General features: G+C 65.5%; 13 protein-coding genes and 1 pseudogene. 9 read left to right on the top strand and 5 right to left on the bottom strand.

All coding sequences use genetic code 11. From position 1 onward, the window contains the following. Positions 1 to 52 precede the first annotated feature (52 nt). The 3 genes and pseudogenes from ACP5M5_RS09210 to ACP5M5_RS09200 all read left to right on the top strand — a co-directional run. Positions 53 to 310 (top strand): annotated as a pseudogene (locus tag ACP5M5_RS09210) (helix-turn-helix domain-containing protein); the annotation flags it as partial. Between the two features lie 290 nt (positions 311 to 600). Continuing rightward, complete coding sequence (locus ACP5M5_RS09205) at positions 601 to 1,374, top strand: class II aldolase/adducin family protein (protein WP_427936833.1); 774 nt, start codon at positions 601 to 603, stop codon at positions 1,372 to 1,374. Between the two features lie 16 nt (positions 1,375 to 1,390). Next, complete coding sequence (locus ACP5M5_RS09200) at positions 1,391 to 2,569, top strand: iron-containing alcohol dehydrogenase (protein ID WP_427936832.1); 1,179 nt, start codon at positions 1,391 to 1,393, stop codon at positions 2,567 to 2,569. On the opposite strand, the gene ACP5M5_RS09195 is transcribed toward ACP5M5_RS09200, so the two are convergent. Beyond that, positions 2,570 to 2,761 carry a hypothetical protein gene (locus tag ACP5M5_RS09195; protein WP_427936831.1) on the bottom strand — a complete coding sequence of 64 codons (192 nt, stop codon included), beginning with the start codon at positions 2,759 to 2,761 and terminating at the stop codon, positions 2,570 to 2,572. It lies immediately after the preceding gene. A gap of 175 nt (positions 2,762 to 2,936) precedes the next feature. On the opposite strand from ACP5M5_RS09195, the gene ACP5M5_RS09190 reads away from it, so the two are divergent. The 5 genes from ACP5M5_RS09190 to ACP5M5_RS09170 are packed head-to-tail and all read left to right on the top strand — an operon-like array spanning position 2,937 to position 7,423. Further along, on the top strand, positions 2,937 to 4,157 hold the full coding sequence (locus ACP5M5_RS09190) for an ABC transporter substrate-binding protein (RefSeq protein ID WP_427936830.1): 1,221 nt from the start codon (positions 2,937 to 2,939) through the stop codon (positions 4,155 to 4,157). 30 nt (positions 4,158 to 4,187) lie between these two features. Next, positions 4,188 to 5,042: a branched-chain amino acid ABC transporter permease gene (locus ACP5M5_RS09185; RefSeq protein ID WP_427936829.1), complete on the top strand. Its 855-nt coding sequence runs from the start codon at positions 4,188 to 4,190 to the stop codon at positions 5,040 to 5,042. Continuing rightward, positions 5,039 to 5,956 carry a branched-chain amino acid ABC transporter permease gene (locus tag ACP5M5_RS09180; RefSeq protein WP_427936828.1) on the top strand — a complete coding sequence of 306 codons (918 nt, stop codon included), beginning with the start codon at positions 5,039 to 5,041 and terminating at the stop codon, positions 5,954 to 5,956. Before ACP5M5_RS09185 ends, ACP5M5_RS09180 begins: the two co-directional genes overlap by 4 nt. Beyond that, entirely contained in the window at positions 5,953 to 6,726 is a 774-nt protein-coding gene (locus ACP5M5_RS09175; protein ID WP_427936827.1) for an ABC transporter ATP-binding protein, read from the top strand. The genes ACP5M5_RS09180 and ACP5M5_RS09175 overlap by 4 nt, the downstream gene beginning before the upstream one ends. After that, positions 6,713 to 7,423 (top strand): ABC transporter ATP-binding protein, encoded by a 711-nt coding sequence (locus tag ACP5M5_RS09170; protein ID WP_427936826.1) that lies wholly within the window; start codon positions 6,713 to 6,715, stop codon positions 7,421 to 7,423. The genes ACP5M5_RS09175 and ACP5M5_RS09170 overlap by 14 nt, the downstream gene beginning before the upstream one ends. A 25-nt stretch (positions 7,424 to 7,448) precedes the next feature. Here the strand turns inward: ACP5M5_RS09170 and ACP5M5_RS09165 are convergent, their stop codons facing one another. Next, positions 7,449 to 7,667 (bottom strand): hypothetical protein, encoded by a 219-nt coding sequence (locus ACP5M5_RS09165; RefSeq protein WP_427936825.1) that lies wholly within the window; start codon positions 7,665 to 7,667, stop codon positions 7,449 to 7,451. Positions 7,668 to 7,772: 105 nt separating this feature from the next. Between ACP5M5_RS09165 and ACP5M5_RS09160 the strand changes: the two genes are divergently transcribed. Next, on the top strand, positions 7,773 to 8,399 hold the full coding sequence (locus ACP5M5_RS09160) for a DNA-3-methyladenine glycosylase family protein (protein WP_427936824.1): 627 nt from the start codon (positions 7,773 to 7,775) through the stop codon (positions 8,397 to 8,399). Positions 8,400 to 8,444: 45 nt separating this feature from the next. Here ACP5M5_RS09160 and leuB read toward each other — a convergent pair whose 3' ends face one another. The 3 genes from leuB to leuC form a co-directional block, all read right to left on the bottom strand. Next, positions 8,445 to 9,557 carry a 3-isopropylmalate dehydrogenase gene (gene leuB / locus ACP5M5_RS09155; protein WP_427936823.1) on the bottom strand — a complete coding sequence of 371 codons (1,113 nt, stop codon included), beginning with the start codon at positions 9,555 to 9,557 and terminating at the stop codon, positions 8,445 to 8,447. A gap of 79 nt (positions 9,558 to 9,636) precedes the next feature. Continuing rightward, positions 9,637 to 10,293 (bottom strand): 3-isopropylmalate dehydratase small subunit, encoded by a 657-nt coding sequence (gene leuD, locus ACP5M5_RS09150; protein WP_427936822.1) that lies wholly within the window; start codon positions 10,291 to 10,293, stop codon positions 9,637 to 9,639. After that, a complete protein-coding gene (gene leuC / locus ACP5M5_RS09145; protein WP_427936821.1) occupies positions 10,293 to 11,699 on the bottom strand; it encodes a 3-isopropylmalate dehydratase large subunit in 1,407 nt (468 codons plus the stop codon). The genes leuD and leuC overlap by 1 nt, the downstream gene beginning before the upstream one ends. Between the last annotated feature and the right edge of the window lie 24 nt (positions 11,700 to 11,723).

The raw sequence follows: 11,723 nt of genomic DNA, 5'->3' as shown, positions 1-11,723 counted from the left end.
CTGAGTCATTCATAGGATTCACAACGGCGCGGTGGCGTGCGAATCTTGTCGCATGGCACAGACAGTCTGCGTGATCGTAAGCCCCTCGGACAAAGCGCGCTTGGAAGCGATCGCGTCGGATCGCAACCGGCCGCAGAAGCATGCCGCGCGCGCCCGCGTCGTGCTCGGCTCGATGACGGGCGATCCGGTGCAGCGTGTGGCGGCCCAGCTCGGCGTCAGCCGTCCTATGATATGGCGCTGGCGGCAACGCTTCGCGGAAGCGGGCGTGGACGGTCTGCTGCGCGACAAAACGCGCAAGCCGGGACTGGCGGCTGATCGCGGCATGATCGCGCAGCCCATGCCATAGCTTGGCGAAGCCGCGGCACCCCGCCGCCACTTCGCCTTCGCCGCGATCGTCGGCATCCATCACTTCACCGCCGGGCATGCGATGGTGCCACTCGGAAAACGCACGACGTGCGGTCGCATACCGAAAAAGCTGATTCAACCTCGGAGGCGTGGGGAGAGATGTCACCCAGATCGCGCGATGCCGCGGCGCCGCCTTGACGGCGGCCCGGCGGCGGGCCGAAATGGGGGCAGAACATCGGTTTCAGGAGCGCGTCCATGAACATCGTCTCGCCATCCCGCCCGCCGACCGGCATCAGCGCGGAAGAGTGGAACATCCGCTGCGACCTCGCAGCGCTCTACCGCTTGGTCGCGCATTTCCGGATGACCGACCTGATCTACACCCACATCAGCGCCCGTCTCCCTGGCCCCGAGCACCATTTCCTCATCAACCAATACGGCGTCTTGTTTCATGAGATGCGCGCCTCTGATCTGGTCAAGATCGATCTCGAGGGCAACATCATCGCCGAAGACGGGCAGTCGCGGCGAGTGAACGCGGCCGGCTTCACCATCCATTCCGCGATCCACATGGCGCGCCCCGATCTGATGTGCGTGATCCACACCCATACCGCCGCCGGCATCGCGGTTTCGGCGCAAAAACACGGCCTCTTGCCGATCAGCCAGCACGCGCTCCGGTTCTATGGCCATCTCGCCTATCACGGCTATGAGGGGATCGCCCTTGATCTCGATGAGCGTGAGCGCCTCGTCGCCGATCTCGGCCCGCATCAGGCGATGATTCTGCGCAATCACGGCCTGCTCGCCGCCGGGCGGACCATCGCTGAGGGGTTCAACATCATCTATTACCTCGAACGCGCCTGCCAGGCGCAGGTGCAAGCCCTGGCCGGCGGGGCGGAACTGGTGTTCCCGCCCGAAGAGGTGTGCCGCCATACCGCGCAGCAATTCCGCCGCGAGGGCTCGCTCGAGCATTACGCCATGGCCTGGGAGGCGGCCCTTCGCCTGATCGATGGCGACCGGCCGGATTACCGGTCTTGAGCCGGGAGCAGCGGCGATGACGTTCACCATCACCAGCCCGCGTCAGATCCTGGTCGGCGGCGGCGTGGTCGCGCGGATCGCCGAGACGCTGGCGACGTTTGGCCTCTCCCGCCCGCTGGTGGTGAGTGACCCGTTCATGGTCTCTTCCGGCTTGATCCAGCGCTGCCTTGAGCCGCTCGCAAAAGCCGGCGTTCGCCACAGCGTGTTCAGCGACACCGTGCCCGAGCCGGTCGATACCGTCATCGCCGCTGGGGTCGAAGTGATCCAGCGTGGCGATTTCGATTGTTTGATCGGGTTTGGCGGCGGCTCGCCGATCGATACCGCGAAAGCGATGGCGATCTTGGCGGCCGGCGGCGGCACGATGGCCGATTACAAGGTGCCGCATCAGGCCGATCTCGCGGCGCTGCCGGTGATTGCAATCCCAACCACGGCCGGGACCGGGACGGAGGTGACGCGCTTCACCGTTATCACCGATACCGCGCGCGATGAGAAAATGCTGATCGCGGGCCTTGCGGCGCTGCCGCTCGCTGCCCTCGTCGATTACGAATTAACCTTCAGCGTGCCGCCACGGACCACCGCCGATACCGGCGTTGACAGCTTCACCCACGCGCTCGAGGCGTTCGTCTCGCGCCGCGCCAATCCCTACTCGGATGCCCAAGCGCTGGCGGCGATGCGCCTCATCGGCGCCCATCTCCGCCGCGTCTATCGCGAGCCGAAGAACGCCGCCGCGCGCGAGGCGATGATGCTGGGCGCAACACTCGCCGGGCTCGCCTTCTCGAACAGCTCAGTCGCGCTCGTGCATGGCATGTCGCGCCCGATCGGGGCGCATTTCCACGTCCCGCACGGGCTGTCGAACGCCATGCTGCTGCCCGCCGTCACCCGCTATGGGCTCTCGCACGCCCAGCCGCGCTATGCCGAGGCGGCACGGGTCGCGGGCTTCGCCGCCGCCGGCGATAGCGATGAGGTAGCGGCCGAGAAGCTCGCCGCCGGCCTGGTCACGCTGAACGCCGATCTCGACGTCCCCGGCCCGCGGCAATACGGCATCGACGAAGCAACCTGGAACGCCAAGCTCGATCTGATGGCCGCGCAAGCGCTGGCCTCAGGCAGCCCGGGCAATAATCCGCGCGTGCCGGAGGCGGGCGAGATCGTGACACTCTATCGCGAAGTCTGGGCCTCTGGGCGGAATGCCGCGTGATTAGAGAAACGTGATCGCGAGCCCGGTCAGGCAAAACGGCAGCGGGGTCCAGAGAAACGCCAGAACCAGGCGCGGAATGCCAAAAGCGCCGCCAAAGACCGTGACCACGATCAGCGTCAGCGCGACGGCCATCAGGCCATAACGCCAGCGGAGATAAAGCGGCAGCCCGCGCTTGCCCTCGGCCTCGTCCAATGCCCATGCCTCCGTCTCGACCCGCTGATACAAGGCTTGCCAGCGAAAGTCACGCGGCGTGTGTCGCCGCGCTCGTCTCGGGCCTTGTCAAGCCCGCCGCCGCGGGCCATGCTGCTCGGCAAGACGGATGCAAAGCCGAAGCAACGGCGCCGTCAACGCGTCAGGGAGGATCACGATGCGCCAATACGGATGGGCGGCCTTTGCCTGTGCCATGCTTGCGCCGGGCTTCATCACCGCCGCACGCGCCGATGGGCCGCCGATCACCATCGGTGTGCCGACCAGCGTCCAGCTCGAGGTCGGGCGCGATTCGATCGACGCGACCCAGCTTGCGATCGACGAAATCAACGCCAAGGGCGGAGTTTTGGGGCGAAAGCTCCGCATGATCGTCGCCGACGAGACCGAAAATCCGCAAGAAGGTGTCGCCGCCATCAACAAGCTCACCGCCGATGAGCATGTCGATGTCCTGATCGGCGGCTATACCAGCGGCGTGACACTGGCGCAGGAAACGCATATCGCCGATTCGAAAACCATCTATCTTGAAGTCGGCGCCGCCTCCCCCTCGATCACCGATTTCGTGCGCCGCAACTACAAGCGTTACCAATATATCTTTCGCGTGAGCCCGATCAACGCCGCCCATCAGGCGGAAGCGCTGATCGATTTCGGCCTCGGCAAGCTCAAGGGCGAGGCTGGGGTGGAGAAAATCGCGATCGCCGGCGAGAATGCGAAATGGGTGCAAGATCTCGCGCCGATCCTCAAAGCGGGGCTCGAGAAAGGCGGCATGACCGTGACCTCGGTCGATCTCTTCGATGCCGACACTTCGGATTTTTCGCCGCTTTTCACCAAGATCAAGGCGGGCGGCGCGCAATACATCATGGTCGTGCTCTCGCATGCCAATTCCGATGTTTTCGTCAAGCAATGGTATGACGCGAAACTGCCGATCCCGATCGGCGGCATCGACGTCAAATCGCAGGATTCGGATTTCTTCACCCGCATCGGCGGCAAAGCGGTGAGCGAGACCGTCGCCAACAACATCATCCCGGTGCCGATGACGCCGTTGACGATGCCGTTTTGGAACAATTTCGTCGCCCGCTTCAAGCGCCCGCCGGTCTATACCGGCGCCGGCTCCTATGACGCCGTCTATATCTATGCCGAGGCGGTGGCGCGCGCGGGGACAACGGCGCCGGACAAGGTCATCCCAGCACTCGAGAAGACGCATTACGTCGGCACCGAGGGACTTTGCGAATTCGATGCCCAGCACGACATCAAATACGGCCCCGGCTTCATCAGCCTCGCCTTCGCGCAATGGTATCCGGATGGCTCGCGGGTCATCGTCTGGCCGAAGGAGATCGCCAAGGGCGCGATGAATCCGCCGCCCTGGCTTGCCGGCAAGCCGTGAGAGCGTTCGTTTTGAAGACGGCGCTCATCCTTGCTTAACATCCTCGTCTACGGCGCCGTGACCTCCGCCGTCTATGCCATGCTCGCGGTCGGCTTCACGCTGATTTTCGGGGTCGCGCGGGTGCTCAATCTCGCCCATGGCGCGTTTTACGGCCTCGGCGCCTATGCCGCCTACGTGCTCACCGCGCGCCTTGGCTGGCCGCTGCTGCCTGCCGCCCTCGTCGCGGTTCTGTTCGTCGCCGCGTTCGGCGTCGCCGTCGAGCGGGTGCTGATCCGCCCGCTGCGCGGCTCGGCGCTGGCGGTCTTGATGATCACCATCGCCGTCGGCTTGTTGTTCGAGCAGGCGATGTATCTCCTGTTCGGCTCAGAGGCGCGCAATGTCCCGGCCTTCAGCAACGCGACCTGGAGTTATGCCGGGCTCGATGTCAGCGGCCAGCGCCTGCTCACCCTCGGGGCGGGCGCCGCGATCATCGCGTTGCTCTGGCTATTCATCAACGGAACGCGGCTCGGCGCCGCCATTCTCGCCCTCTCGCAGGATCGCGAGGGGGCGCTTTACGTCGGCATTCCCGCCGATCGCATCTATGCCGTGGTGATGGCGATTTCGGCGGCGATCGCGGCTGCCGCCGGCGTGCTCACCGCGCCGTTTCTGACCGTGCAGCCGACGATGGATTTGCTGCCGATGATCAAGGCGTTTTCGATCGTCATCGTCGGCGGCCTCGGCTCGATCCCGGGTAGCATCCTCGCCGCCCTTCTGCTCGGCTACAGCGAGACCATCGTCGCTTATGCTTTTTCGCCGGCTTGGACCGAAATCGTCTCGCTGGTCGCGGTGCTCCTGACCCTGATCCTTCGCCCCGCCGGGCTTTTGGGTAAGAGAGCGGCGTTTTGAACGCGCGGCAAGCAAGCGGGGGGATCGTCGTTCTCGCGGCGCTGGCGGTGCTGCCGCTCTTCATTCGCTCGGACTATCTGCTCGGTATCCTCAGCGTCTGTTTCATCTATGGCATCTGGGCAACGAGCTGGGATTTCATGTCCGGCCTCACCGGGCGGGAAAATTTCGGCCACGCCCTTTTCATCGGCGCCGGCGCCTACACCGCGGCGTTCCTCAACGGCAAGCTGGGGTTCGCGCCCTGGTGGGGGCTGCCGGCGGGGGCGGCGATGGCCGGCGGCCTCAGCCTCGTGATCGGCATCCCGACCTTGCGCTTGCGCGGCCCCTATTTCGCCCTCGCCATGCTCGCCGCCGCGACCATCATGCAGCGCCTGACCCTGATTTTCTGGCAGTATAGCGGCGGCGAAGAAGGGATCCCCGGCCTCGATCCGTTGTTGGAGAGCAAGGCCGCGGTCTATTATCTTTGCCTGGGCGTTTTCGTTGCCATCACGTTCCTGCTGCTTTGGCTTGCGGGCTCACACTGGGGGCTGATTTTGCGCAGCATCCGCGGCGACGAAGCGGCGGCGCAAGCCGCCGGGATCAACGTCACCTTCCACAAAATCGCCGCCCTCGTGGTCAGCGCCTTTTGTGCTGGCATCGGCGGCGTGCTGTACGCGCATTATCAGGAAGCGGTGACGCCGGATGTCTTTTCGGTGGCACTTTCGATCAGCATCATCATTATGGTCTATGTCGGCGGGATCGGCAGCCTCTATGGCCCCGCCGCTGGCGCGGTTTTGCTCGCGCTTTTGCCGGAGTTGCTGCGCGGCCTCGGGCAATACCGGCTTTGGGTCTACAGCCTGGTGTTGATTTTCATTCTCTTCTTCGCCCCCGGCGGGGTTATCGCGCCGCTCTGGCGCCGTGTTACGGGCGCCTCATGAACGCCCTGCTCGAAATCGATGGGCTCAACAAGCGCTTTGCCGGGCTCGTTGCCGTCAATGATGTTTCCTTCACCCTCGCCAGCGGCGAAATCGCCGGTATCCTCGGCCCGAACGGCGCCGGCAAGACGACGCTGTTCAATCTGCTCACCGGGTTCTTGCCGCGTGATTCCGGCCGCGTCCGTTTCGCGGGCGAGGATCTCGCCGGGCATTCGCCGCACCAGATCGTCAATCGTGGCCTCGCGCGCACGTTTCAGCTCTGCCGCCCCTTCGCCGGGATGAGCGTTCTCGAAAACGTCATGGTCGGCTGCCTCGCCCCCCGCGCGCGCCGCCATGAGGCGCCGCTCGCTCGGGCCCGCGCCATTTTGGAGGCGGTCGGGCTCGCCCATCGCGCTCCGGCGCCGGTCGAGGTGCTGCCTTATGGCGATCTCCGCCGCTTAGAGATCGCCCGCGCGTTGGCCACCAAACCGCGCCTCCTGCTCCTCGATGAGCCTTTCGCCGGCCTCGGGACGAGCGAAATCGAGCCGATTTCTGCGCTCATCCGCCGGCTGCACGCCGCCGAAGGGTTGACCATCCTGCTGATCGAACATCGTCTGCGCGAATTCATGCAGTTGGTGAGCCGGGTCATCGCGATGGATTTCGGCCGCGTCATCGCCAGCGGCACTCCGGCCGAGATCGTCCGCCATCCCCGCGTCATCGAAGCCTATCTCGGGCGCGACGAGGCGGCCGACCCTGCCGCCGAGCCCGATGAGGCACCGCATGGCGCTGCTTGAGGTCACCGGCCTCGTCGTGCATTACGGCAAGGCGCTGGCGCTCGACGGGATCGATCTCCATGTCGAGAGCGGCGAGCTGGTCGCCGTGCTCGGCCCCAACGGCGCCGGTAAATCGACGCTCTTGAAGGCGATCTCGCGCGCCGTTGCGGCCACCGCCGGGCGCCTTGCCCTCGAGGGGCGGCCGCTCGACACGCTTGCCGCGCATGAGGTGGTCGCCGCCGGTGTTGGCCATTGTCCAGAGGGGCGGCATCTTTTCCCGGATCTCACGGTGCAGAAAAATCTCCTCCTCGGCGCTTATCTGCGCCGCGACCGGGCGGCGATCGCGGCCGATCTCGCGCGCGTCTTCACGCTGTTCCCGGTGCTCCGCGAACGCCAGCGCCAGCAGGCGGCGACGCTCTCCGGCGGCGAGCAGCAAATGGTCGCAATCGGCCGTGCCCTGATGGGCCGCCCTGCTCTTTTGCTGCTCGACGAGCCTTCGGTTGGCATCGCGCCGCGCCTCAAGGAGACGCTGTTTGGCGCCATTCGCGAGATCAAGGCGGCCGGCACGGCGATTTTGCTGGTTGAACAGGATGCCCGCGTCGCGTTCCGGGTCGCGAGCCGGGTCTATCTCCTCGAACATGGCCGGATCGTGCGTGAGGGGCAGAGCGCCGAACTCGCGCGTGACGATCACGTGCGCCAGATCTATCTCGGGGTTTGAGGTCGCCGCCCGGCGCGCCCAGCGCCTACTCGACCGGGAAGGACTGCCCGCCGGAGACGACTAGCAGTGTCCGGCAGCCGCCGGCGAGCAGGCAATCCTCGCGCGCCGCCGCATGGCTCAGCCGCTGGACGAGAAACACCCCGACCACCAGCAAGAACAGCACCACCGCAAGGCCGGCCAGGCTCGCGGTCTGGCGCGCCGCATCCTCGTCCGCTGTAACCTCCAGCCGATAAACCCGGAACATGCGAGCCACCCCGCCCTTTCCCGCCGATCAGCGTCCGACTACAATAGGATAGCGGCTTTCGCGGAGCTTGCGAACAACTTATCGCGATACGATCAAGGAGAAGACATGACACCAGCTCTGTCGCATCTGATCGCCGCTGAGCCGGCTTTTGCGCCGCTGATCTCGCGCATCGGCCGCCCGACCCTCCGCCCCGAGCGCGGCCGCAGCCCCTATGAGGCCCTGCTCCGCGCGATCACCCATCAACAGCTCCATGCCCGCGCCGCCGAGGCCATTCTCGCGCGTTTTTGCGCGCTCTATCGCGCTCCTTTCCCCGCCCCCGCAGACGTGATCGCGACGCCAGAGGCGCCGCTCCGCGCCTGCGGCCTTTCCGCCAGCAAAATCGCCGCAATCCGCGATCTCTGCGCGCGCACGCTCGATGGCACGGTGCCGAGCCGGCGGGCGGCGGCGCGGCTTTCGGACGCGGCACTGATCGAGCGGCTGGTTTCAATCCGCGGCATCGGGCGCTGGACAGTCGAAATGCTGCTGATTTTCACGCTCGGCCGGCCCGATGTCCTGCCGGTCGATGATTTCGGCATCCGCGAAGGCTGGCGCCTGCTGCTCGGCCTCGATGAGCGGCCAAAGCCGAAAATTCTCGCAGCACGCGGCGCCGCCTTCGCTCCCTATCGCAGCACCGCCTCCTGGTATCTCTGGCGCGCCGCCGACGAGGGCAAGAAGATCAAGCCCGCGCGCTGAGCCGCCGCGGCCCGGGCCAGTAAGACAATCCAGCGTGTCTCGCGATTACCCCCCGAGTTTGTCCAATTCGCGCACCACCGCCTCACCCATCACCTGCGTGCTCACCTTGGCGCAGTTGCGGGCCATGATGTCGGCGGTGCGGAGACCGCTCGCGAGCACGTGGGTGCAAGCACTCTCGATCAGTTTTGCTTCCTCCTCCATCGCGAAGGAATAGCGAAGCATCATCGCGAAGCTCAGCACCTGTGCGAGCGGGTTAGCGATGCCCTTGCCAGCGATGTCGGGGGCGCTGCCATGGATCGGCTCATAGAGCGCATGGCGGCGGCCCTTCGCATCGAGCCCGCCGAGCGTCGCGGACGGCAGCATGCCGAGGCTTCCCGTCAGCATCGAGGCGAGATCGGAGAGCAGATCGCCGAACAGATTGGTGGTGACGATGACATCGAACTGGCGCGGGTTGCGCACGAGCTGCATCGCGCAATTATCGGCATACATATGGGAAAGCTCGACATCGGCGAATTCGCGTTCCTGCAAGGCGCTCACGGTTTCGCGCCAGAGCAGCCCGCTTTCCATGACATTGGCTTTTTCGACGCTGCAGACGCGCCTCTGGCGGGTGCGCGCCAGCTCGAACGCGACGCGAGCCACCCGCTCGATCTCGTGCGTCGCGTAGGTTTCGGTGTTGAAACCGCGTTTTTCGCCGTTGGGAAGGGTCTCGACGCCGCGCGGCTCGCCGAAATAGATGCCGCCGGTGCTCTCGCGCACGATCATCAGGTCGAGCCCGCGCACCACCTCCGCCTTCAAGGTGCTGGCCTCGACCAGCGGGTCGAACACCACTGCCGGGCGCAAATTGGCGAATAGGCCGAGTTCGCGCCGCAGCGTGAGGATGGCGATTTCCGGCCGCATGTCGAAGCCGAGCTTGTCCCATTTCGGCCCGCCGACCGAGCCGAACAACACCGCGTCCACTTCCTTGGCCCGCGCGACGGTTTCCGGCGCGATCGGCGTTCCGCGGGCGTCGATCGCGGCGCCACCGACGAGATCCTCGTGGATTTCGAACGTCACCGCGCGCTTGCGCCGAAGCCAATCAATGACCCGCCGAACCTCATGCATCACCTCAGGGCCGATGCCGTCACCGGGTAGGATCAGCAGGGTTTTATTGGCGGCCATCGAACGTTTCCTTTAAAGGACAAAAAGTTTTTTGGTTCTTTTTTGCAAAAAAGAACCCTCTTTTCCTATTCCCCCCAGCCTAGCCGCGGATTTGTCCCTCGGGAACCCCTGCGGGCACGGGCGGAATCTTGGGCAGCCAGGGTTGCGATGCGGCGCGATCGCGCTCGAACCGGTCGATCGCGCCGACATGGGCCATGGTTTGATCGATATCGTCGAGGCCGTTGATGAGCAGATGTTTGCGGAACGGGTCAATCTCGAAAGCGATCGCCTCGCCGTTCGGGCGCAGCACCACTTGCCGCTCGAGATCGATAGTGAGGCGAGCATTGTCGCCTTGACGCACGTCCTCCATCAACCGGTCGCACACCTCGCGCGGCAGCCGGATCGGCAGGATGCCGTTCTTGAAGCAATTATTGTAGAAAATATCGGCGAAATCGGGCGCGATCACGGCGCGGATGCCGAAATCGAGCAACGCCCACGGCGCGTGCTCGCGCGACGAGCCGCAGCCGAAATTCTCATGCGCGATGAGGATTTGCGCGCGCCGGTAGGGTTCGCGATTGAGCACGAAATCGGGCCGCTCGGCGCCGTGCTCGTCATAGCGCAGTGTATCGAAAAGATGCACACCAAGGCCGCTGCGACGGATGGTTTTCAAAAATCGCGCCGGGATGATCTTGTCGGTATCGACATTGGCGAGCGGCAAGGGAGCGGCGATCGCCGTCAGCGTCGTGAATTTTTCCATCACAGAAACTCCCGCGCATCGGCGAGGCGTCCGGCGATCGCCGCTGCCGCCGCCATCGCCGGGGACATCAGATGGGTGCGCCCGCCGGGGCCCTGGCGGCCCTCGAAATTGCGGTTCGATGTGCTCGCGGCGCGTTGGCCGGGCGTGAGCTTGTCTTCGTTCATCCCGAGACACATCGAGCAGCCCGGCTCGCGCCATTCGAACCCGGCCTCGAGCAGGATACGATCAAGCCCCTCGGCCTCGGCTTGTTTCTTGACGAGTCCCGAGCCGGGCACGACCAGCGCCCGCACACCTTGAGCCACGCGGCGGCCGCGGGCGATGGCGGCGGCGGCGCGGATATCTTCGATGCGGCCATTGGTGCAGCTCCCGATGAACACGACATCGATCGGGATGTCCGCGAGTTTCTGCCCCGGCTGCAGGCCCATGTAAGTGAGCATGCGGGTGATCTCAGCGCGCTTGGCGGGATCGGGCTCGGCGGCGGGGTCGGGGACGGCGCCGGTGATCGGTGCGACACGCTCGGGGCTGGTGCCCCAGGTGACCATCGGCGCGATAGCGGCGGCGTCGAGCCGCACCTCTTTGTCATAAACCGCGCCGGGATCCGAGGCGAGGTTCCGCCAATACCGCACCGCGGCTTCGAAATCGGCGCCGGCAGGAGCGTAGGGGCGGCCCTTGATCCAATCGAAAGTGGTCTCGTCCGAGGCGACCAGGCCAGCGCGCGCACCGGCCTCGATCGCCATGTTGCAAACCGTCATGCGGCCCGCCATATCGAGGGCACGGATGGCGTCCCCAGTGAATTCGATGACGTGGCCGGTGCCGCCAGCGGTGCCGATCTCGCCGATGATCGCGAGGATGATGTCTTTCGCCGTGACGCCTGCGGGCGTCCGCCCCGTGACCTCGATCCGCATGTTCTTCGCCCGCTTTTGCAGCAGGGTCTGGGTCGCGAGCACGTGTTCGACCTCGGAGGTGCCAATCCCGAAAGCGAGCGCCCCCAAAGCGCCATGCGTTGAGGTGTGGCTGTCGCCGCAGACGATGGTCATCCCGGGGAGGCTGATCCCCTGCTCGGGCCCGATGATGTGGACGATCCCCTGGCGCTCGTCGAGCACCGGGAAATAGGGCACGCCGAAGGCGGCGACGTTGCGCTCCAGCGTCTCGACCTGGAGGCGGCTTTCGGGTTCGGCGATGCCGCGGCGGCGATCGGAGGTCGGGATATTATGGTCCGCGACCGCGATCGTCGCCTCCGGCCGGCGCACGGGGCGGCCGGCGGCGCGCAAACCTTCGAAGGCCTGCGGGCTGGTCACCTCGTGGACGAGATGGCGGTCGATATAAAGAAGGCAGGTGCCATCGGGAAGCTGCTCGACCACATGCGCGTCCCAGATTTTGTCGAACAGGGTGCGAGGCCCGGACATGCGATGGCTCCTTGACTTGCCGGA

This window comes from Acidibrevibacterium sp. (assembly GCF_049965395.1).
Lineage (GTDB): Bacteria > Pseudomonadota > Alphaproteobacteria > Acetobacterales > Acetobacteraceae > Acidibrevibacterium > Acidibrevibacterium fodinaquatile.
This window is presented reverse-complemented; position numbering and strand designations above follow the sequence as displayed.

What these genes read in the sequence shown, in the direction of transcription:
- ACP5M5_RS09205 (WP_427936833.1), top strand. Translation starts at nt 601, where the DNA reads ATGAACATCGTCTCGCCATCCCGCCCGCCGACCGGCATCAGCGCGGAA.
- ACP5M5_RS09200 (WP_427936832.1), top strand. Translation starts at nt 1,391, where the DNA reads ATGACGTTCACCATCACCAGCCCGCGTCAGATCCTGGTCGGCGGCGGC.
- ACP5M5_RS09190 (WP_427936830.1), top strand. Translation starts at nt 2,937, where the DNA reads ATGCGCCAATACGGATGGGCGGCCTTTGCCTGTGCCATGCTTGCGCCG.
- ACP5M5_RS09175 (WP_427936827.1), top strand. Translation starts at nt 5,953, where the DNA reads ATGAACGCCCTGCTCGAAATCGATGGGCTCAACAAGCGCTTTGCCGGG.
- ACP5M5_RS09170 (WP_427936826.1), top strand. Translation starts at nt 6,713, where the DNA reads ATGGCGCTGCTTGAGGTCACCGGCCTCGTCGTGCATTACGGCAAGGCG.
- ACP5M5_RS09165 (WP_427936825.1), bottom strand. Translation starts at nt 7,667, where the DNA reads ATGTTCCGGGTTTATCGGCTGGAGGTTACAGCGGACGAGGATGCGGCG.
- ACP5M5_RS09160 (WP_427936824.1), top strand. Translation starts at nt 7,773, where the DNA reads ATGACACCAGCTCTGTCGCATCTGATCGCCGCTGAGCCGGCTTTTGCG.
- leuB (WP_427936823.1), bottom strand. Translation starts at nt 9,557, where the DNA reads ATGGCCGCCAATAAAACCCTGCTGATCCTACCCGGTGACGGCATCGGC.
- leuD (WP_427936822.1), bottom strand. Translation starts at nt 10,293, where the DNA reads ATGGAAAAATTCACGACGCTGACGGCGATCGCCGCTCCCTTGCCGCTC.
- leuC (WP_427936821.1), bottom strand. Translation starts at nt 11,699, where the DNA reads ATGTCCGGGCCTCGCACCCTGTTCGACAAAATCTGGGACGCGCATGTG.